Source organism: uncultured Nonlabens sp. (assembly GCF_947495285.1).
Classification (GTDB): Bacteria; Bacteroidota; Bacteroidia; order Flavobacteriales; family Flavobacteriaceae; genus Nonlabens.
This window is the reverse complement of sequence record NZ_CANLXZ010000004.1, coordinates 13,353-35,391: the sequence shown is the minus strand read 5'-3', so window position 1 is coordinate 35,391 and position 22,039 is coordinate 13,353. Positions and strand designations below refer to the sequence as shown.

The window sequence follows — 22,039 nt, the reverse complement described above, 5'->3', positions numbered from 1 at the left end:
TATACAATATCTACTAGGGCTTAATGCCCATCCGTTGTTGGTTCATTTTCTGTAGCGTGATCATCAACACTATGAGCTTCCTCAACGTGGTGAACATCCATCATCGCCTTTTCATCTTTGTTAGAAACTTCTGGAATAAACTCTTGACGAGCCTGACCTTTCAAATCTCTAGTTAAAGCATCTACATGATGAGCTATTTGCCATCTCTCCTCTATAGAAGTTTGAGCGGCATAAGAACCCATATAATTTATACCATAATACATAACATGATAAATAGAACCTTGTGAAATATCTCGAGCATCATAACTAGGTACACCTAATATCTTTTCAGATTTAACTAAAGCACCTTGACCATCACCTTTTTTACCGTGACATATAGCACAATAAATTCCAAAAAGAGCCTCACCATTAGTTAAATTAGCCTCCGTATATGGAAGTGGATTTTTTAAGTTGGCTTTCGCGGAAGCGTAACCTTCATTAGTATCCTCATAATCATATGGCATCCACCCTCGAGAAACAGTACCTTCAACAGGTAATTGAGCTTCTACATTTCCAGGAAATACTTCTCCCTCTTGGTAAGTCTCGTAACCTACAGACTCATACATATTAGGAAAATACTGAACACTTCTATTCGAATCAGTTGCTGTCGACTTATCATCTCCTCCACAGGAAACAACAAGAATTGAAGCAAATGCAAACAAGAACGTTTTTACAGATCTATTCATTAGTGCGCTTCTTTGTCAATTAATTTTATCTCTACTGCACCAGTGTCATAAAGAAACTTTGTCGCCTCTTCAACATCAGCACCATGTGTATCAATTTCCATAAGGAAATGATCATCAGTCGTTCTTACATCAGGATTTTCAGCTTTCTTAAATGGCCACAACCTACTTCTCATATAAAAAGTAATAACCATTAAGTGAGCTGCAAAAAATACTGTTAACTCAAACATGATAGGTACAAAAGCAGGCAAGTTTTCCAAATAAGAAAAACTAGGCTTACCACCTATATTCTGTGGCCAGTCTTCTATCATTATATAATTCATCATAGCAGTTGCTACACACAAACCTACTATTCCATATAAGAAAGCATTAATCGCAAGGCGAGTATCTGCAATTCCCATAGCTTTTTCTAGACCATGCACCGGGAACGGTGTGAATATTTCATCAATATGGTAGTGCTTATCTCTAACCTGTTTTACCGCTTGCAGTAAAACATCATCGTCAGTATATAAAGCGTGTATAATTTTTGTTGACATAATATCTTAGTTCTACTCGCCTGGGTGAGCGATAGGATCTCCTGAAGAATTTCCTGCGTTAGACGTCATTTTATTTTCTCTTAAGGTCTTGTACTTACTTCCACTGACTTTAAGTATAGATTTCACTTCTGCTTGTGCTATTACTGGGAATGTTCTAGAGTACAATAAGAAAAGTACAAAGAAGAATCCGATAGTACCTATAAAGATACCTATATCAACAAACGTAGGAGAGAACATAGTCCATGAAGATGGAAGGTAATCCCTATGCAGAGAGGTCACAATAATCACAAAACGCTCAAACCACATCCCTATGTTTACCACTATAGAAATAGCAAAAGAAAACATGATACTCGTTCTTAATTTCTTGAACCACATGAACTGAGGAGAAAACACATTACAAGTCATCATAGCCCAATAAGCCCAAGCGTAAGGACCGGTCGCTCTGTTCAAGAAAGCATATTGTTCATACTCAACACCTGAGTACCAAGCTACAAATAATTCAGTAATATAAGCTACACCAACTATAGAACCAGTAATCATTATTACTATGTTCATCAGTTCGATGTGCTGTATTGTTATATAGTTTTCTAGATGACAAACCTTTCTCATGATAATAAGAAGAGTATTTACCATTGCAAAACCAGAAAATATAGCCCCAGCAACAAAGTAAGGAGGGAAAATCGTTGTATGCCATCCAGGTATAACCGAAGTTGCAAAGTCAAAAGATACTATCGTATGAACTGAAAGAACCAAAGGAGTTGCAAGCCCTGCTAAAACTAAGGACACCTCTTCAAAACGTTGCCAGTCTTTTGCACGACCAGACCAACCGAAAGAAAGTATTCCGTATATCTTTTTATTAAAAGGCGTTATAGCTCTATCACGAATCATTGCAAAATCAGGTAACAAACCAGTCCACCAGAAAACTAACGACACAGATAGGTAGGTTGAGATAGCAAATACATCCCAAAGTAATGGCGAGTTAAAGTTAACCCATAAAGAACCAAATTGATTAGGAATAGGTAATACCCAATAAGCTAACCAAGGACGTCCCATGTGGATTATAGGGAATAAACCTGCTTGAATTACAGAGAAGATAGTCATGGCCTCTGCAGAGCGGTTAATAGCCATTCTCCATTTCTGGCGAAATAATAATAGAACTGCCGAAATTAACGTTCCAGCATGACCGATTCCTACCCACCATACAAAGTTAGTAATATCCCAAGCCCATCCTATAGTCTTGTTCAATCCCCAAACTCCAATACCAGTCGAGATCGTATAAGTAATACATCCTAATCCATAAAGAAATGCAATAAGAGCGATTGTAAACACAATCCACCATTGCTTATTTGCAACACCTTCTACTGGTGCAGCGATGTCTCTTGTTACATCAGAATATGTTTTATCTCCTGTAACAAGAGGTCTTCTTATGGACGCTTCATAATGAGCCATAATATCTTGATTAGTTTTGCTAGTTAATTATACGTTTCTCACTTTAACCTGATACATCACATTAGGTTCAGTTCCCACTTCTTCTAATAGGTGATACATACGGTCTTGTTGCTTTACTTTAAAAATCTCAGATTCCTTGTCGTTAATATCTCCGAAAGTAATCGCACCATTTGAACAAGCATTAGAACATGCCGTAGCAAATTCACCATCTTTAATCATGCGACCGTCTTTCTTAGCTTCAAGAATAGTCATTTGAGTCATTTGCATACATAGAGAACATTTCTCCATTACTCCACGACTTCTTACCGTAACATCTGGATTAATAACCATACGACCTAAGTCGTTGTTCATATGGTAATCAAACTCATCGTTACCATTATATAGGAACCAGTTAAATCTACGAACCTTATAAGGACAGTTGTTTGCACAGTAACGAGTACCTACACAACGGTTGTAAGCCATGTGATTTTGACCCTGACGACCGTGAGAAGATGCAGCCACTGGACATACAGTTTCACAAGGTGCGTGATTACAGTGCTGACACATTACTGGCTGGAAAGCTACTTGTGGATTATCAGATGGATTTTCTAACCTTCCAAAAGAAGAAAGAGCACCATCACCTTGACCATCACCGAATAGATAATCACCCATTCCTAAACCATCAACGTTATCCTTTGTTTCTTCATCTGCCTTAAAACTATCTTCAGAAGAATAATATCTATCAATACGCAACCAGTGCATATCACGAGATTTTCTAACCTCCGTCTTACCTACAACAGGAACATTGTTCTCTGCGTGACAAGCAATAACACATGCACCACAACCAGTACAAGCATTTAAGTCAATAGACATATTGAAATGATGACCCACAGATCTATCAAAACTTTCCCAAAGATCAACATCTGGAGAAGTAACCGGAGTTTCAACATGGTTTAAAGAAACCTCAGGCATAGGATTGAAATTATCCTTACTAACAGTTCTATATGTTTCTAGATCGGTCTCACGTATAATATCGCGACCCATCATCGTATTTTGTAATTGAGTGCAAGCAAACTCATGTGTCCCACCTGCATCCTTAACAGAAACAGTTTGTACCGCAACGCCATTCTTATAGAAAGGATATGCGTTTACTCCTGTCTGCATCTCTTCTTGAATAGCAGCTGTCTGTCCATAACCTAAAGCTATACCGATAGTTCCAGCAGCCTGTCCAGGCTGGATAAGAGCAGGAAGCTTTCTTTGTACACCATCTAACGTTACCGTTACATAAGATCCATCAAGAGCACCGTTAGCTACATTTTCATTAATAACACCTACCTTCTCAGCATCTGCTTGAGAAATAGTTACGTAATTATCCCAAGTCGTTCTAGTAATAGGATCTGGTAATTCTTGTAACCATGGATTATTTGCCATAGCACCATCACCTAAACCAGTTTTAGTATATAAAGTAAGCTCATAACCAGAAGGCTTTTTTGCACTAGCCATAGCACTTAAAGCAGCAGAGTTACTGATCACTTCACGTACAACTTGCGCTTCAGAATCGTTAACTACAACAGACGTTTTATAAAAACCATCCTGTAATGATTGATTCCAGCTAGCACCTGCAGCAGTAGAAGTTTCTTTTAAGAAATCTTTGAAAGATTGAGAACTACCAGACCATTTTAGTAATGTATCTTGTAATTGTCTTGTCTTAAATATTGGGTTAATAGTAGGCTGCGTTAAATACACACGACCTTTCTTAATTTCAGTATCACCCCAAGACTCAAGGAAATGAGGAGTAGTAGCAACATAATTACACTTTTCAGCTGTAGCATTCATTGAAGATGCAAAAGATACTCTAAGAGACACTTTTTCTAACGCTTTCGCGAAAGCGTCACTATCATCATAGCTATAAACAGGATCAACACCTGCTATAAAAATAGCACCTACCTTACCTGCGCTCATATCTTTAACCAAAGTATCAACAGACTTACGATTACCTTGACGAGTCATGATAGGAGAATCTGTATCAACAAGAGTTGATCTTAACGCTTCATTTATCGCAATGGTTAATTGATGTGCTGCTTGATCAGGAACACCACAAAGAACAACAGCTTTACTACCTGCACGCTTAAGGCTAATAGCCGTTTGCTCGACAGATTTAGCAACTTTATCAGACAGAGAAACATTTGCTCCTCCACCTACTATTTTACTGTATAACGCAGCAATAATATTTTTTTGCTCAGTAGGCGTTACAGGATAACGTCTATCTGCATTAGAACCAGATAAAGATAAATTTGCCTCATATTGTATATGTTGAGACATTTTACCATTCTTAGGAACACGAGACTTTGCATATCCTTTATCAAAACCGCCACCTTGCCAGTCACCTACAAAATCAGCCCCTATAGAAACAATAGTTTCTGCATCGGTAAAATCATAATCGGCTAAAGCTCTAGAGCCATATCTAGCCTCAAAGGCAGCAAGAGCAGCATCTTCACCTACGGAGTCATAAGTAACGACACGCACATTAGAATATTTCTCTTTTAACTGTGCAAAAATCTTATTTACTGATGGACTAGCAAACGTTTGTGATAACACAACTAGCTCTTTTCCATTCAAAGAAGACAATTGATTTGCAACTTGCTTATCAAACTCTTCCCAATTAGATTCAACTCCTTTAATCATAGGAGTTTTCAATCTGTTGTTGTCATATAAAGATAGTACAGAGGCGTGAACACGAGCATTAGCATGACCGCGATACATTGCATCTTTATTACTCTCTATCTTGATAGGACGACCTTCACGAGTTTTAACCAAAACACTAGCAAAATCATAACCATTTGCGATGGTAGTCGCATAATAGTTAGCCATTCCAGGAATGATTTGCTCTGGTTGATTAACGTAAGGCACAGAGTATATAACCGGTCCTTCACATGCCGCAAGCGATGCTGCCGCAGTACTAAAACCGACATACTTTAGAAAATCACGTCGTGAAGTGCTAGAAGACTCCATCGTCTCATCATTTCCTAAAAACTCATCAGAAGGAATAGGACTCGCAAACTCATTCTGCTCAAGATTTTTTACAATCTCATTGCTATCATCAAGTTGCGCAGTGCTTTTCCAGTATTTCTTAGTAGTAGCCATAAATATCTAAAACTATATTATTAATAGTGGCATTTACCACATTCAAGTCCTCCTAAATCTGCGATAGTCAATTGACGACCACCACGAGCCTCAGAAAGTTCTTTGTGAATTTGTTCATAATATCCGTTACCCTGAAGATCTACATTAGTCTCACGGTGACAGTTGATACACCATCCCATAGTTAATGGTGAATATTGATACATCACTTCCATTTCTTCAACAGGACCGTGACAAGTCTGACAAGCAATCTTACCAGCAGTAACGTGTTGTGCGTGATTAAAATAAGCAAGATCCGGTAAGTTATGAATACGAACCCATCTTACAGGACTCTCTTCACCCACAAACTTCTGCTCATCACTATCCCAACCTGTAGCTGCATACAGTTTCTGAATCTCCTTATTATAATCAATTCCATACTCATCGATACCTTCTTGATATGTAGCGTCTGCTACCTCACCGATAGACTTATGACAGTTCATACAAACATTTAGAGAAGGGATACCAGAATGTTTAGATTCACGGGCGCTAGAGTGACAATACTTACAATCTATCTGATTAGAACCAGCATGTATTCTATGAGAATAATGAATAGGCTGCACTGGAGCATAGCCTTGATCAACACCTACACTCATTAGCGCGCCGTATGCAAAATAGGCACTCGCTAACAACAAAAACACAGAAGTAACCAACACTAAAAACTGATTTTGAACGAACGCTTTCCAAATAGGAGTACGCTCTTCCTTTTCAAACTCTGTTTGAATACCATTAGCCTCAGCAAATCTTTTCAATGTCTTATTTACAACTATCAACAATACTACTAACAGCAATAAAACTACCGCTAGCGCACCTAAAATAATATTATTAGAGACTGAAGAATCACTAGGAACAGATGAAGAACTCTTATCTACAGTAGTTGAGGCAGCCACTGGCTTTTCAGTATCTGTATAAGCAATGATGTTATCAATATCAGTATTAGAAAGCTGCGGAAAAGCATTCATATTAGACTGATTGTACTCATTATAAATAGCAACCGCCTCTGCGTCTCCAGTAGCTATTAACGCCGCTGAATTTTTAATCCAACTATAAAGCCACTCCCTATCGTGACGCTGACTTACCTGAAAAAGGGCCGGACCGACCGCTTTTTTGTACAATTTGTGACACGATGCACAATTAGCTTTAAAAAGAGCCTCTCCTAAAGCAGCGTCTCCACCGCTAGTAGCTTCTACAGGCGCCGCTGGCTCACCATCTGAGGTGGTAGCATCCTGTCCATAAACACTAATAGAACATAGTGTTACGAAAACAAACGCTAGCATAAACTGCCATGCGGAAAAATGTAATTTCCTATTTATCATCTCGCTTAATGAATATTACTATAACTTTGGCACAATAATTACAGTATTTTACCGTATCGTAAATGCTTCTGCAAAAATAGGTCATAAATCGTTTATTTTTGCCAGTGAGTAAAATGAAGAAAATAATTTAAAATCATTCTAAATAGATTCGCTTTCGCGAAAGCTAACAGAAACAGAACAAAGAACTATGTTAAAAAATAAAATACAAATATTACTAGTAAGTTTTATTATGTTGAACATTGCCTTTCAAGGTATTGCACAAGAACCAATGCAAATAGACAAGCAAAAAGTAGATGCATTAGTTTCTACAAAAATTTCAATGGACAAATCTGGCGACTTTAAAGAATACTACACCATACAAATTTTTTACGGTGAACGGAATAAAGCGATAGCAACAAAAAGTCAATATGATGCCCTAAATCATAAATGGAAATCAGAATTATTATGGGAACATCCTTATCATAAAATATGTGTTGGAACCTATAGAAGTAGGCTAAAAGCAGAAAGAGCTTTAATGGTAATAAAGGAAGAGTACCCTAATGCACTTATTCTAAAACCTTAACTCCATCAATATAGCAACTTCTATTATTCTCTATAACATTAAAAAATTAAATATATACAGAAAGCTTAATGACTAGAAGATCATTAAGCTTTTTTTTATTTCATAAACATAACCATAAAATAAACAAGATGTTAAAACTTCAAAAATCGAAAAAAGAAGAAAAGCAGAACTAAAAAGACACCACCCATTACAAATAGACACAACGTCTGCATCATTCTTAACCACTACTTCTTTATAAGGCAGGCGCAAAAAATCAAAAATTTAAGTAGATTAAACCATCCATTCCACCTTGTAACAAAAAAATATCCTACTAAAAGCTGCGTTTATCTATTGAATTAAAAAAGTTAATGAAAGGAAAAACGAATGTCAGAAAGGGTTTGCTTTACACTAGTGTTTTGCCCACTTACTATTAGATAAAACACTTTGGGGTATCAGGAAATAATTAAAATCCTCTAATGTTACTCACAATCATTTAAGAATAAACAAAGCATACCCTATATCTTCTCTAAACTATCAAAGCGAGAACAAGAAATAGACCTTCTTTAAAAATCACTATTACTGGTTCACTTCTAATTTAGAACAGCAGAAGACCTATCCCAAGACTAGGTTTAAAATTAAAGTAAACATATCGTTACCAGATGCCACTACAACAAACCTATATTAAAGTCTTGCTAATGGAGCTAAGTACAAGATTAAAAAATAGCGGTCAAATTGTACGCCATATTCAACTAAGAAATTCCTTTACAGCATAAGTGATCATAACAGATAGTAAAACAGATGATATTAACAGTATCTATGACTTACCAATACTCAAGAACAACCTAAATAGATACTAAAGTGTTTTAAGTTTATGACAAGTAAGGGAAAGCAGCGGAGTATTAGTTGTACTTAGGAATAAGGATACAGATCTATCTACCTCCATAAAAGAAAAAAGATCATTCTACTGTTAAAAGAAATCAACAGATACAGAATGGGAAGATAATCAAATTTGAAAAACAACCGTTCTACTCAAAAGACCAAAAAATTTAAGACGTGTAGCGATAACAACAAAGAACCAACAAGAAATAGAACTCGTAACCGATTAAAGGACTAATTCAACAAATACCATTATAGATCTATATAAAACAAGATAGGATATTGAAATCTTTTTTAGAGACATAAAAGAACAGCTACACATCAAATCATGTATGGAGACAAATGCAAATGCAATAATGACACATATAGGACCTGTGTTAAATTTGACACTTCTTTCACCAGTTTTAAAGTCGATAGCAAAGCATAAACCGAATATATCAACTCTAGTAGCTATTATAACAGCGAACTTATCTGTAAAATTGATTTGTAGCAATTTCTGAATCATATTTATGCAGAGAGATCAACAGCACAAGCCAATATACACTAGGGCTTCCAATAAATAATTCTTAAAAAAACATCTGAAAGAACACTGAAACAGATCTATATTCTATCCCGTAAATTTATTTAAGATCGGAATAGAACGACGACAACAATAACATATTTAAACCAATCTAGTTACTGGAACAAACCCACATAATTATAAGATAGGTAACACTACTAAAACTTGACTAAAAAACATACTTGACTTCATAACAGATTTAGAAATCAACAGCTAACTGATCATTTTGAAAGTTACCACAAACAGCTATTTAAGGATATTTTGGAGAGTCGAAATTTACTAGAATTCACTGATCACTTCAAAATTGATTTAGAAAGCAAAGAATACCTATCATTAATAAAATCAAAAAAAGGATTATAAATATCTCCAATGAGACAATTAAAGATATCAGTCGCACAAACATTTTGGTAGGCCATGTAATATTTATGGCGTTACTGAAGCAACTACCATAAACACAATTTTCACAATATCAAGTTTGATTTCACAAAGACATCGTCATTTGTTTTGAAATAACAACGACAACCAAGAGTCTTTCACCCTGCTACATAAATACACGTGGTGGCTTCACCAAAAAAACTACAAAACTTATATAATAAAGATTCATTAAGCTATGCCCTCAAAGACAATAACCCTATAGACGGAGAACTTCGCGCAGATGAATATAGAATAAGTGGTACGGAACCAAGCAAAACAAAAAAAATAATTCGGGAGAGGAAAAAGAATGCTATAACCACTGTTGAGCATACAGAGGAAGGAAACAAAAGAAAGATGTGCACTATAAACGTAGAAGGACAAACCAACACTGCCTCTACAGAATATTTTTATAAACCATATTAGTGTAGATGCTAAAATAGTTACAGGTCAGTGACGTGGATGTCGATCTACTTAAAAAGAAAGCGAAGTCAATTAAATAATAGCAATGAAGGATAAAATTACAAAGCATTACACACCATAATTCAACATGTTTAATTATGGATCAGAAACACATATTTATGAGTGAACAACCATAATCTAAATAGATATTTCAATAAATTTTGATATAGAATCAACAGGTTACCAACTAAATCAACTGTATTTAATGACCTTGTTACAAAAATGATCAATTCATATATAAATCATCTAGTAGACTTAATGCAAAACTAGCCACCAACCTCCGAAGTGTTATTAAAATAATTCCCTGCACACAAATACACATCAAAGTACAATCATTACGATACCATTGATGATAAACTAATTGCTAGTACAGAAGAAAAGAATCAGATAATTATTATGTGATAAGAAGTGATTATAGGAAGAAATACAACTCTAAAAACGAAATTAAAGAGAAAGTAGGCATAAAAAAAGCGTCTTCAATAAATTGAAGACGCTACTTATATAAAAACGAAATACCTGTTATTTCAAGGTTTTCTTAACCTCAACCTCATGGAAAGATTCTAAAACATCACCTTCTTGCAAGTCATTATAGTTTTTGATTTGCATACCGCATTCATAACCCTTTGCAACCTCTTTAACATCGTCCTTGAAACGCTTAAGAGCGACCAATTCTCCTGTATAAACAACAACACCATCTCTTATCAATCTTACACCACCATTTCTAAATATCTTACCATCTGTAACCATACATCCCGCAATAGTACCAACTTTAGATATTTTGAAAGTTTGTCTAACTTCAGCGTTACCTGTAATCTCTTCTTTTAGCTCAGGAGAAAGCATTCCTTCCATCGCATCCTTAAGATCATTAATTGCATCATAAATTATTGAGTAAGTACGAATATCTACTTCTTCTCTATCTGCAACAACTCTAGCATTACCTTGTGGACGGACATTAAATCCGATTATTATCGCATCAGATGCAGTCGCAAGTAATACATCACTTTCAGTAATTGCACCTACTGCCTTGTGTATGATATTCACCTGAATTTCTTCAGTTGATAATTTCTGGAATGAATCAGTTAACGCCTCTACAGATCCATCAACATCACCTTTAAGGATCAAATTAAGCTCCTTAAAGTCTCCTAATGCAATACGACGACCGATTTCATCAAGAGATAATGTCTTCTGAGTACGAACAGATTGCTCACGTTGCAATTGTGTACGTTTTGCCGCTATAGACTTTGCTTCACGCTCATCTTGGAAAACATTAAACTTGTCTCCAGCTTGAGGTGCTCCATCCAGACCTAATATAGAAACAGGAGTAGAAGGACCAGCTTCTTGAACATCATTACCACGTTCATCTTGCATTGCTTTAATCTTACCATGTCTAGGACCAGCGAGAACATAATCTCCAACTTTTAAAGTACCTGCTTGAACAAGTATAGTAGAAACATATCCACGACCTTTATCAAGGAACGCCTCAACTACTGTACCTATTGCTGCCTTGCTAGGATTTGCTTTTAAATCAAGTAATTCTGCTTCGAGTAATACTTTCTCAAGTAACTCTTTAACACCTGTACCAACTTTAGCAGAGATATCGTGAGATTGAATTTTACCGCCCCAATCTTCAACAAGTAAATTCATCTGCGCAAGACCTTCCTTTATCTTTTCAGGATTTGCATGCGGTTTATCAATCTTGTTTATAGCAAAAACTATAGGCACTCCTGCAGCCTGCGCATGAGAAATAGCCTCCTTAGTTTGCGGCATGATGTCATCATCAGCAGCAGCAACAATAATTGCAATATCGGTAACCTGTGCACCACGAGCACGCATCGCTGTAAACGCTTCGTGACCAGGTGTATCTAAAAAGGCAATTTTCTGACCGTTATCAAGCTCAACACCATAAGCACCGATGTGCTGTGTAATACCTCCACTCTCACCAGCGATAACATTTTCTTTTCTAATATAATCAAGAAGAGACGTTTTACCATGATCTACGTGACCCATAACCGTAACAATAGGTGCACGAGAAACTAGATCTTCTTCATTATCTAAAACTTCTGCAACACTCTCTTCAATATCAGCATTAACAAACTCAACATCAAAGCCAAACTCTTCTGCCACGATAGACATCGTTTCTGCATCAAGTCTTTGATTCATCGTTACCATCATACCAAGAGACATACAAGCACCTATAACTTTATTTACAGGAACATCCATCATAATAGACAAATCACTAACTGTAACGAATTCCGTTACTTGCAATGATTTATCCTCAGCTTGAGCTTGCTCTGCTGCATCAACTTTATCACGATGACTCTCTCTTTTATCCCTACGGTATCTCGCAGCTTTAGACTTAGAAGACTTACCCTGTAATTTTTCAAGAGTCTCTCTAACCTGCTTCTGGATTTCTTCATCAGTAGGCTCTTCTTTAACAATATTTTTACGTCCTGGACCATTATTATTGCCTCCACGTCTATTGTTAGCGCGATTACCACCGCCAGAACCACCTGACCCACCAGGCTTAGAAATACGCTTACGCTTACCTCGGTTGGTATCCGCAGCTTTTTTCTTGGGTTTAGCAAATTGAGAAAGATCGATTTTCTTACCAGTAACCTTAAGACCTCCTAATTTCTTATACTCGGTCTTTATAACCTCTGGCTCAGAATTTACAACAGGCTGATTTGCTTCTGTGTTAGATCCTTCAGTAGACTTATTTGCCGGTTTCGGCTGCTTAGCCTCTTGAGCTACTTGTTCCACCTTAGAATTAGCTTTAGGCGTTACAGAGTCTACCTTTTTAGATACTACTTTCTTACTAGAAACATCAACCTTTTTAGAACTTTCTGGCTTCTTCTTAGGTTTAGGTTTCTTCTTATTTGCATCTAAATCGATTTTACCCTTTAAGGTTGTCCCCATTGCTTTAGGTCTATTAGAAACCTGTGTAATTTCTTTAGAATCTTCAGAAACGGTTTTTTCTTTAGGAGGAGCCACAGTAGCTTTCTCAACCTTAGGAGACACCTCCTTAACAACGGCATCAATAACCTTTTCAGGCTCTTTAGTTGTCTTTCTAGCTTTTTTACCAGCATCTAGATCAACTTTACCTACTTGTTTAGGACCACCTATAGAAGCCTTAGCTTTTATAACCTCTTGTTGTTTTTTTTGTTTTTCCTCAAGTTCTTTTTCTCGCTGCAATCGCAATTCTTCTTGTTCTTTGCGACGTTCAGCACCTACTTCCTTTGAGGCTACTTTTTTGCTCTTGTCAGTTTGAAACTCATCAGCAAGTGCTTTATAGACGCTAGCATCTATTTTTGTGGTAGGGCGAGCCTCTATCTCAATTCCTTTAGAATTAAGATACTCCACAGCACGGTCTAGAGAAATATTAAATTCTCTTAGAACTTTGTTGAGTCTCATGTTTTTTACTTCGGCCATAAAATGGTTCAGGATTGACTTTAATTTCTAATCTAATCTTCAAATTCTGCTCTTAGGATTCTAACAACGTCTAAGACGGTTTCATCCTCAAGATCTGTACGTTTTATTAAATCGGCAACGTCTTGCTCTAGAACACTTTTGGCAGTGTCCAATCCTATTTTACTCAACTCTTCAATAACCCATCCATCGATAACATCAGTGAATTCAGTTAATTCAACATCTTCTTCTGCACCTTCTCTAATCACGTCTATATCGTAACCAGTTAGTTTACCAGCAAGTCTAATATTGTGACCTCTTCGACCTATAGCTTTAGAGACTTCTTCAGGACTTAACCGCACCTCTGCCTTCTTCGTCTCTTCATTGATCATCATAGAAACGATCTTTGCTGGACTCAAAGCTCTAGCGATATAAAGCTGTGTATTTGTTGTAAAATTGATAACATCAATATTCTCATTTCCTAACTCACGAACTATACCGTGAATACGAGAACCTTTCACACCTACACAAGCACCTACTGGATCTATGCGATCATCATAACTATCTACAGCGACCTTAGCTTTCTCACCTGGCTCCCTCACAACAGCCTTAACAGATATAACACCATCAAAAACCTCAGGAATCTCTTGTTCAAAAAGCTTCTCTAAAAACTTAGGAGATGTTCTGGACAAAATAATATTAGGCTTATTACCTCTTAATTCCACGCTTTCTATGACACCACGCACGTTTTCACCCTTTCTAAAAAAGTCAGATGGAATCTGTCTATCTTTAGGCATGATAATCTCATTACCGTCATCATCTAACAATATGATTGCTCTATGTCTTATATGATGCACCTCGGCACTATAAAGCTGACCTTCCAATTCTTTAAACTGCTTAAAGAGATTAGTATTATCATGCTCATGGATCTTAGCAATCAGATTCTGCCTTAAAGCAAGAATAGCTCTACGGCCTAATTGAATAAGCTTAACTTCTTCAGCAACGTCCTCACCTACCTCGTAATCAGGCTCAATTTTCTGAGCCTCTGTTAATGAAATCTCAGAATTATCATCTTCAACTTCGTCATCAGCTACAACAACACGATTACGCCATATCTCTAAATCCCCTTTATCAGGATTGATAATAATATCAAAGTTATCGTCTTCACCATACTTTCTTTTCAAAGCGGCTCTAAACACGTCTTCTAAGATCGCCATCAAAGTGACACGATCTATCATTTTATCATCTTTAAACTCAGAAAAAGACTCGATCAATGCGAGATTTTCCATACTACTTTTTAATTAAATTTTATAACAACTTTTGCCTGCTTCACGTCCTCATAGCTCAAAGTCCACTCTTTCTCAACAGTAACCTTGCCTTTACCTATAGGTTTTGGCTCACGAGCTTTCCATACAATAGTCACTTTTTCTTCATCTGCTTTTTTCAAAAGTCCAGTTTCAATCCTCTTTTCCCTATCCATAATCTGAATATCTCTACCCACATTTTTAACAAACTGCCTAGGAGAAGTTAAAGGAGAATTTGCACCTGCACTAAGAACCTCTATAGAAAAATCATATTCATCTCTATCCAGATTATGCTCTACAGCCCTGGAAAAAAACATACAATCAGAAAGCTTCACACCATCATCACCATCTATAACAACCTTAATCTCATTTCCAGCACCCATTTTGAAATCAATCAAAAAGAGATCTGGACGCTCTTCAAACGCCTCGTTTAATAATTTTTCTACTTTATCTTTCAACATATTTATAAAAAGAGGGGACTTTAGTCCCCTCATACTTGTTCAAATACTTTGCAAATATACTGCTTTTTTAAGCATTTCCAAAGTCTTAAAAAACAGAGTGGTAAACATACTATTATTTTACACCTTTAAGAAGGTAAAAAGACCTGTAAACAAGAGAGGCTATTCTAGAAAATTATACCAACTTAAACATACCCAAAGCCACAACTGGCATAATCTAAGCAAAAGATAGCGGAAGATATTTATTTAGCATAATAGACCTGGCATAATCAACTAAAAATAAGAATACATACAAACCCCACAGAGCGAATATTCAAATTAAAATCTACCGGTTACAAATTTAATAAACCATTAATAACACAATTCTAACAAATAATTAAGTTTTATTGCCGCATCCATTTAAGAAGGTTGCGCCAGCGAAATAATGAAAACAAAAAAAATAATGCAAACCTACCGCACCATAAGTGTCCGGTCCAATTAAAAAACACCGCTTATACAGTATTCCGTTTATTTCTCTTCAACGTCATGCTTGGCTAATTCAAAATAAGATACAAGCACTTCTGGAAGTAATAATTTAGCTATCGATAATAAGGTCACAGATGATATAGAAACATTTAAAGCAAAGTTTAATCCTTTTTACATAATCCACAAGTTTTTGTGTTGAACCCATAATACTTCGCTTTCGCGAAAGCGAAACTTTTAAAAATAAAAAATCCTGACTCTGTTAAAGAATCAGGATTTAATTGTTGTCCCACAAGGACTCGAACCTTGAATGACGGTACCAAAAACCGGAGTGTTACCATTACACCATGGGACAAAATCGGTTGCAAATTTATAACATTTCTTAAATCTCGCAAAATAAAATCGTAAAAATTTAAATTAATATGTAAACAAAAACTATAAAAACCCTTGAACATCCCGTCATTATTAGAAAAACAGAGATTAAAATAATTAAAAAAAAACTTTTAGTTTTTAATATACTGTAATTTTCTATTAGACGTTTATATGGTTGATACGGTGATAAAATCTTATTTTCGCCACAGTTAACCGTCATTATGAAATTAAAATACGCACAATTAAATAAAATTGTAGGCTGGACAGTATTTGCAACAGCACTATTTATATTCTGGAGCACTGTAGAACCTACAGTAAGTTACTGGGATGCTGGAGAATACATCGCCACATCTTCTAAGCTTGAGGTAGGTCACCCACCAGGAGCGCCCCTATACCAGATGATGGGAGCTGCCTTCTCTGTATTTGCTCTAGACGTAACAGATATAGCGTACACGGTTAATTTACTAGCAGTTTTCTCTAGTGCATTCACGATTTTATTTATGTTCTGGTCTCTTACTTTACTTTTAAAGAGACATATATTAAAAGATCGTGCAAGCGATGTGATGATTCTAGGAGCAGCAGCCATAGGCTCATTAACCTTTGCAGTATCTGACAGTTTCTGGTTTAACGCTGTAGAGGCAGAGGTTTATGCGCCAGCGACTTTACTCATGAGTGCTATGTTTTACATAGGCCTATTGTGGGAACGTGACATGCTATTACCACGCGGTAACCGCTGGTTAATACTTATTTCTTTTATAGTAGGACTATCATTTGGCGTTCACTTTATGGGTATCCTTACCATACCTGCTATAGGAATGTTATGGTATTTTAAACATTATAAAAACATAACCGCACTCAACTTTATTGTTGCTAACATATCTGTAGTGGCCGTATTGCTATTTGTTTTTAAACTATTATTACCTTACACATTAAGTATATTTGGGTACTTAGAAGTATTCTTTGTAAACGATATAGGTTTGCCGTTCAACTCTGGTACAGTAATCGTTCTCTTTCTTATAATTGGATTATTTGCTTTTTTAATCTCGCTTTCGCGAAAGCGTAACTTACCTCTATTAAATACGATTACTTTATGCATCATGTTTGTATTAGTAGGTTTTTCTTCTTGGACTATGCTACCTATAAGGGCAAATGCAGGTACTCCTATTAATGAAAATGCACCAGAGGACGCTCGTTCTTTATTAGCATATTACAATCGTGAACAATACCCATCACCAGGACTATTCTTTGGTGAATCTTTTACAGACATGTACGCTGGGTATAATGAAGACGATCCCACTACAGAGGATAATGAAGCCTTTAAGGACGAAAAACCTAAATATGAGAAAGACTATAAATTAGGTAAATACGTAATTGTTAATAATTACAAGGACGCAATACCTAATACTCATGATAGTCATAAAGGATTTTTTCCTCGTATGACAGACCCATCTAGAGCATCCAATTATATAGAATTTATGGGCGGCCTAGACTATACGATAAAAGAGAGTTTTGAAAACAATCAAGAACTACTTTCTGTTCTGGACGATTATGAACGTAGGCTGCAACGAGGCACAATTGATACAGAAGAATACATAGACGTATTAATATCTTTAAGAGAAGCTGTAGAGATAGATAAACCTAGTTTTGCTAACAACATGAAGTACATGGCAAACTATCAGATAAGCTATATGTACATGCGTTATTTCATGTGGAACTTTGTGGGTAAACAAAATGACGTACAAGGAGAATGGGATTCTTATGACGGCAACTGGTTAAGCGGCATTAGTTTTATAGATGAAGCACACCTAGGTACACAAGATGAATTAAGTAATGACATGCTGAATAACAAAGGACGTAACACTTACTTTTTCTTACCATTGATTTTAGGAATATTAGGCGCTGTTTTCCATGCGCGAAAAGATCTCAAATCCTTTTATGTTACCCTGGTACTATTCCTTTTTACAGGACTAGCCATCCTTGTATACCTTAATCAATCTATGTTTCAAGTACGAGAGCGTGACTATGCATATGTAGGATCTTTTCTGGTATTCAGCATGTGGGTAGGAATGGGAGTTTATGCCATTTATGAAATGTTGCGCGATCTCATGAAGTCTAGGATTGCACAAATAATATCTTTGACAGCATGTTTTGCAGCTGCACCATTACTTATGGGATATCAAAACTGGGACGACCATGATAGGTCAGATAAATACACAGCTCTAGCAAGTGCAAAAAAGTACCTAGACAGCTGTTTACCTAATGCATTAATATTTACCATAGGAGATAACGACACATTCCCTTTATGGTACGCACAAGAGGTAGAAGGCTACCGTACTGATGTACGTGTCGTATGTACTTCTCTACTTAGTACAGACTGGTATATGGATGATATGAAAAAGAAAGCATGGGATAGCGAGCCTGTACCTAGCACTTTAACTCATAGCAAATATAAATACGGTACTCGTGATGCTCTGTATTATTCAGATAAAGAACGTATTCAACAACGCATGCAGGATTTAAATCAAGATCCAAATTATGTTTTTCCTGATACGATGCAATTAGATCAATGGATGAAATGGGTAGCTAGCGATAATAAAGTCACTCAAGAACAGATGAGAAACGAGCACTTTGAGCACACATTTCCTACTAAGTTTATTTCTATTCCTGTAAATAAAGAGGCTGTTCTTAAAAACGGTGTTGTACCTCAAAAAGATGCTGATAAAATTGTAGATGAGATAGTCATCAACATAAAAAGTAATGTAGTTTATAAAAACAGAATGTTTATGCTAGACATTATCAATGCAAATAACTGGGAACGTCCTATTTATTTCTCTGGTGGCGCTTTTAGTGACGAAGATTATATCTGGATGAAGGACTACCTTCAACTAGATGGTTGCGCCTACAGATTACTACCTATTAAAACTACACCAGAAGATCCACGCGATCCATTTGACATGGGTAGAGTAGATCCTGATTATACTTATGAGGTCATCAAAAAATGGGATTGGGGCAATGGCGGCTCTTCAGACATATATCATGATGTAGAGACCAGACGTAACAGTGTAGGTTACAGAAGCAACATTACTCGCGCTGCAGAAGCCCTTATGAAAGATGGACAGTACGCAAAAGCAGAAGAAATTTTAGACTTAGGAATGAACCACATGCCTTTAGAACATTACGGCAATTACTCGATGCTAGAACCTTTTATTTCTGGATATTATGAACTTAACAAACAAGAGAAAGCAAGGGGTTTATTAAATAAAGTCATTGCAAAATACCAAGATGAATTGGATCATTACAACCAATTGAGTTTAGAGGAACAAGACAATAATTATCTAAGAATTGCAACAGCGATTTCTAGATATAATTCTATTGCTGAGGTTCCAGTATTTTATGAAGATCAAGAAATGATCGATAAACATGTAGATACGTATAATGGATACTTCGAGCCGTTTATAAGATTTATGAATGACGCTTATTACATCAGAAAAAAAGGAGAAAGCCCAGAAGAATCATTCTCAGACTCTGCTGAAGCGATGGAATTAAGAGAACTTCTAGACAACTCTGTAGATAACGTTACCACTTCTCAACAAGAGACTGTAGTAGATACATTCAATCAAGATTAAATTATATCCAGATAACATACCAGACAAGTTCTCTAACTTGTTTAAAAACTATTATTGGCACGGTAACCGTGGAGAAAAAACAGTTTATCTAACTTTTGATGACGGTCCTACCCCACTGGTTACCGACTTTGTCACAGACCTTTTATCTCAATACGGTTTTAAGGCAACTTTCTTCTGTATAGGAGATAAAGTAGATCGGTATCCAGCAACCTATAAGCTTCTAGAAAACCAAGGCCATCAAGTAGGTAACCACACTTACCACCATCTCAATGCCTGGACTACTAAAAAAAACAGGTATCTCGATAATATTGACGAGTGCAGCAAAGTTGTAGATACAAAATTATTCAGACCACCATATGGTCGTATAACTAGTACAGTTACTAAAAGACTCATTAATAAAGGGTATCAAATTGTACTTTGGGATGTATTATCAGGCGATTTTGATCAAAAAAGAACCGCGGCTTCTTGCCTAAAAAATTTAAAGAAAAATACGCGCAACGGTAGCGTAATCGTTTTTCACGACAGTGATAAATCTTTTGAAAAATTAAAGATCATACTACCTAAATATCTCAAATTTTTAAAAGAAAAAGGATGGGATAGTAAATCTATTTCAAAACCTGCATCTATTTAAAGTATGCGTTTTAAATGATGTATTAAGGTATTCTCATCTAGAACACTACTTTGTCTCCACTTCATTACTCCTTCTTTAAATATAATAAACGTAGGGACACTTTTAATACGTAGAGCTTCAGAAAGTTCTGGATTCTTTTCTATGTCTATTTTTATGACCGCAGCTTTATCGCCTAGTGCCGCAGCTACATTACGCAATACCTCATTCATCACAACAGTATCCTCATTCCAGATCGTATAAAAGTTAAACAATACTGGAACATTAACACTAATAAGCTCTCCGAACTTTGACATAATCAAAAATTTTTATTTTAAAATTTACGCAAAAACGATAATACAAACACTAAACTATACTTAACAAGAGAGTAACAGCTATATAAACACTGACAAACAGATCATTTAACCTTTTTTCAATGTGATCACAGTAATCTCTGGCCAGATACCTGCGCGTCCAGAGTAACCTAAGAAGCCAAAACCTCTATTCACATTCAAAAACTGACCTGCTTCTTTATAGATACCAGCCCATTTTTTATAAATAAACCACGCTGGGCTCAATTTAATAAAACCTGGAATTTCTATACCAAATTGCATTCCATGAGTATGACCGCTTAAAGTCAGATGATACATCTTATCGTCGTCTTTTACTTGTAAATCCCAATGCGTAGGATCATGACTTAAAAGAATTTTAAACTCCTCCTTACTTAACCCATGAGACGCTTTTTCTAAGTTGCCATATTTAGGAAACCTGCCGCCACCCCAATTTTGCACACCTACTAGAGAGATAGAGTCCGTACCGCGAGTGATCTTCTCATTTTCATCGAGCATTAATCTCCACCCCATATCTTTCTGGATTTTATAAAGTCGCTGCATATTATCTTTCTTAGCCTCGTCCGTATCCCATTGTACATAATCTCCATAATCATGGTTACCCAGAACAGAATAAACTCCATCCTTTGCTTTTAAAGAACCGAATATACCTTCCCAACCATGCATCTCTTTTGCCTCATTATTTACTAAATCCCCAGTAAATAAGATCAAATCACTTTGTTGTTCATTTGCTAGATTAATGGCATACCTCACCTCTTCCTTATCATCAAAACTCCCAACATGAATATCGCTTAATTGGGTTATTTTATAACCATCAAACGCATCTGGCAAGTCGTTAAAGGTTAACTCATATTCTCTAACCTGATAATCATATTTACCGCGCCATGCACCATATAATATAGCACCGAATGGTAATGCCGCGACAGCAAGACCTACTTTGGCAAGAAAATCTCTTCTACTAGGTAAGAAAGGTTGATCTTGTTCTCGCTTTCGCGAAAGCGTACTTATCAAACCCTTTATACTTCTATAAATATCCTCACCGAACATAAATAATAAGAACACTAATTTTAAAGTAAAAAACGCTAACGCAACGGTGATAGCAACATCTCTAGAAGCAGATATCTGACTGCGGTCTGGATTCAAATAAAACTGTAAAAACACATTGAGAATAACTAAAACAGAGACTGCTAGGTAGACCCATTTCCACCAGTGACCTCTAGATAAGGTGCGTATTAACTGAAAGGAATAAAACTCAAAAACGATAAAAACCGCGATAACAATAAATAGTCTAATCATAATGCTAAATTACTGCCTTTTGAGTTTTAAAATGTTCAAATATCGTTAAAGACAGAAAATGGAAATGCTCCTGAAATTTTTACCTCTCTATATTTTACCTAATAAGTAAAATATATACCGTAAACATC

The 22,039-nt window shown here is 36.2% G+C and carries 14 protein-coding genes and 1 tRNA gene; 4 read left to right on the top strand and 11 right to left on the bottom strand.

What is annotated here, in order from left to right; all coding sequences use genetic code 11:
• Positions 1-20: 20 nt before the first annotated feature.
• From Q0838_RS02300 to Q0838_RS02280, 5 genes are read right to left on the bottom strand one after another with little or no spacing between them, the layout of a single operon-like run.
• The gene (locus Q0838_RS02300) at positions 21-725 is read right to left on the bottom strand and encodes a cytochrome c (protein WP_298950776.1); all 705 of its coding nucleotides are present in this window, start codon (positions 723-725) and stop codon (positions 21-23) included.
• Positions 725-1,258, bottom strand: a complete 534-nt coding sequence (locus tag Q0838_RS02295; protein WP_104514480.1) for a DUF3341 domain-containing protein — start codon at positions 1,256-1,258, stop codon at positions 725-727. The genes Q0838_RS02300 and Q0838_RS02295 overlap by 1 nt, the downstream gene beginning before the upstream one ends.
• Before the next feature lie 12 nt (positions 1,259-1,270).
• On the bottom strand, positions 1,271-2,707 hold the full coding sequence (gene nrfD / locus Q0838_RS02290; protein WP_298950771.1) for an NrfD/PsrC family molybdoenzyme membrane anchor subunit: 1,437 nt from the start codon (positions 2,705-2,707) through the stop codon (positions 1,271-1,273).
• A 27-nt stretch (positions 2,708-2,734) separates the two neighbouring features.
• A complete protein-coding gene (locus tag Q0838_RS02285; RefSeq protein WP_298950770.1) occupies positions 2,735-5,830 on the bottom strand; it encodes a TAT-variant-translocated molybdopterin oxidoreductase in 3,096 nt (1,031 codons plus the stop codon).
• A 20-nt stretch (positions 5,831-5,850) separates the two neighbouring features.
• Positions 5,851-7,143 carry a c-type cytochrome gene (locus Q0838_RS02280; RefSeq protein ID WP_298950768.1) on the bottom strand — a complete coding sequence of 431 codons (1,293 nt, stop codon included), beginning with the start codon at positions 7,141-7,143 and terminating at the stop codon, positions 5,851-5,853.
• Positions 7,144-7,369: 226 nt separating this feature from the next.
• Between Q0838_RS02280 and Q0838_RS02275 the strand changes: the two genes are divergently transcribed.
• Together Q0838_RS02275 and Q0838_RS02270 are read left to right on the top strand one after the other, a co-directional pair.
• Positions 7,370-7,744: a translation initiation factor IF-2 gene (locus tag Q0838_RS02275; protein WP_298950766.1), complete on the top strand. Its 375-nt coding sequence runs from the start codon at positions 7,370-7,372 to the stop codon at positions 7,742-7,744.
• A 1,972-nt stretch (positions 7,745-9,716) separates the two neighbouring features.
• Positions 9,717-9,995 (top strand): hypothetical protein, encoded by a 279-nt coding sequence (locus tag Q0838_RS02270; protein WP_298950765.1) that lies wholly within the window; start codon positions 9,717-9,719, stop codon positions 9,993-9,995.
• Between the two features lie 555 nt (positions 9,996-10,550).
• On the opposite strand, the gene infB is transcribed toward Q0838_RS02270, so the two are convergent.
• From infB to Q0838_RS02250, 4 genes are all read right to left on the bottom strand, one after another.
• Positions 10,551-13,460, bottom strand: coding sequence for a translation initiation factor IF-2 (gene infB / locus Q0838_RS02265; RefSeq protein ID WP_298950763.1), 2,910 nt, complete (start codon positions 13,458-13,460; stop codon positions 10,551-10,553).
• A gap of 32 nt (positions 13,461-13,492) precedes the next feature.
• On the bottom strand, positions 13,493-14,725 hold the full coding sequence (gene nusA, locus Q0838_RS02260; RefSeq protein WP_298950761.1) for a transcription termination factor NusA: 1,233 nt from the start codon (positions 14,723-14,725) through the stop codon (positions 13,493-13,495).
• An 8-nt stretch (positions 14,726-14,733) separates the two neighbouring features.
• The gene (rimP, locus tag Q0838_RS02255) at positions 14,734-15,201 is read right to left on the bottom strand and encodes a ribosome assembly cofactor RimP (protein WP_298950759.1); all 468 of its coding nucleotides are present in this window, start codon (positions 15,199-15,201) and stop codon (positions 14,734-14,736) included.
• Between the two features lie 743 nt (positions 15,202-15,944).
• A tRNA-Gln gene (locus Q0838_RS02250) sits at positions 15,945-16,015 on the bottom strand.
• Between the two features lie 238 nt (positions 16,016-16,253).
• Here Q0838_RS02250 and Q0838_RS02245 point away from each other — a divergent pair.
• Positions 16,254-19,658, top strand: coding sequence for a DUF2723 domain-containing protein (locus Q0838_RS02245; protein ID WP_298950757.1), 3,405 nt, complete (start codon positions 16,254-16,256; stop codon positions 19,656-19,658).
• 37 nt (positions 19,659-19,695) lie between these two features.
• On the top strand, positions 19,696-20,289 hold the full coding sequence (locus tag Q0838_RS02240) for a polysaccharide deacetylase family protein (protein WP_298950755.1): 594 nt from the start codon (positions 19,696-19,698) through the stop codon (positions 20,287-20,289).
• Here the strand turns inward: Q0838_RS02240 and Q0838_RS02235 are convergent.
• Complete coding sequence (locus Q0838_RS02235; protein ID WP_298950753.1) at positions 20,286-20,582, bottom strand: thioredoxin family protein; 297 nt, start codon at positions 20,580-20,582, stop codon at positions 20,286-20,288. The genes Q0838_RS02240 and Q0838_RS02235 overlap by 4 nt on opposite strands.
• Before the next feature lie 105 nt (positions 20,583-20,687).
• Positions 20,688-21,911 carry a metallophosphoesterase gene (locus Q0838_RS02230; RefSeq protein WP_298950751.1) on the bottom strand — a complete coding sequence of 408 codons (1,224 nt, stop codon included), beginning with the start codon at positions 21,909-21,911 and terminating at the stop codon, positions 20,688-20,690.
• Between the last annotated feature and the right edge of the window lie 128 nt (positions 21,912-22,039).

What these genes read in the sequence shown, in the direction of transcription:
- Q0838_RS02300 (WP_298950776.1), bottom strand. Translation starts at nt 725, where the DNA reads ATGAATAGATCTGTAAAAACGTTCTTGTTTGCATTTGCTTCAATTCTT.
- Q0838_RS02295 (WP_104514480.1), bottom strand. Translation starts at nt 1,258, where the DNA reads ATGTCAACAAAAATTATACACGCTTTATATACTGACGATGATGTTTTA.
- nrfD (WP_298950771.1), bottom strand. Translation starts at nt 2,707, where the DNA reads ATGGCTCATTATGAAGCGTCCATAAGAAGACCTCTTGTTACAGGAGAT.
- Q0838_RS02285 (WP_298950770.1), bottom strand. Translation starts at nt 5,830, where the DNA reads ATGGCTACTACTAAGAAATACTGGAAAAGCACTGCGCAACTTGATGAT.
- Q0838_RS02280 (WP_298950768.1), bottom strand. Translation starts at nt 7,143, where the DNA reads ATGCTAGCGTTTGTTTTCGTAACACTATGTTCTATTAGTGTTTATGGA.
- Q0838_RS02275 (WP_298950766.1), top strand. Translation starts at nt 7,370, where the DNA reads ATGTTAAAAAATAAAATACAAATATTACTAGTAAGTTTTATTATGTTG.
- infB (WP_298950763.1), bottom strand. Translation starts at nt 13,460, where the DNA reads ATGGCCGAAGTAAAAAACATGAGACTCAACAAAGTTCTAAGAGAATTT.
- nusA (WP_298950761.1), bottom strand. Translation starts at nt 14,725, where the DNA reads ATGGAAAATCTCGCATTGATCGAGTCTTTTTCTGAGTTTAAAGATGAT.
- rimP (WP_298950759.1), bottom strand. Translation starts at nt 15,201, where the DNA reads ATGTTGAAAGATAAAGTAGAAAAATTATTAAACGAGGCGTTTGAAGAG.
- Q0838_RS02245 (WP_298950757.1), top strand. Translation starts at nt 16,254, where the DNA reads ATGAAATTAAAATACGCACAATTAAATAAAATTGTAGGCTGGACAGTA.
- Q0838_RS02235 (WP_298950753.1), bottom strand. Translation starts at nt 20,582, where the DNA reads ATGTCAAAGTTCGGAGAGCTTATTAGTGTTAATGTTCCAGTATTGTTT.
- Q0838_RS02230 (WP_298950751.1), bottom strand. Translation starts at nt 21,911, where the DNA reads ATGATTAGACTATTTATTGTTATCGCGGTTTTTATCGTTTTTGAGTTT.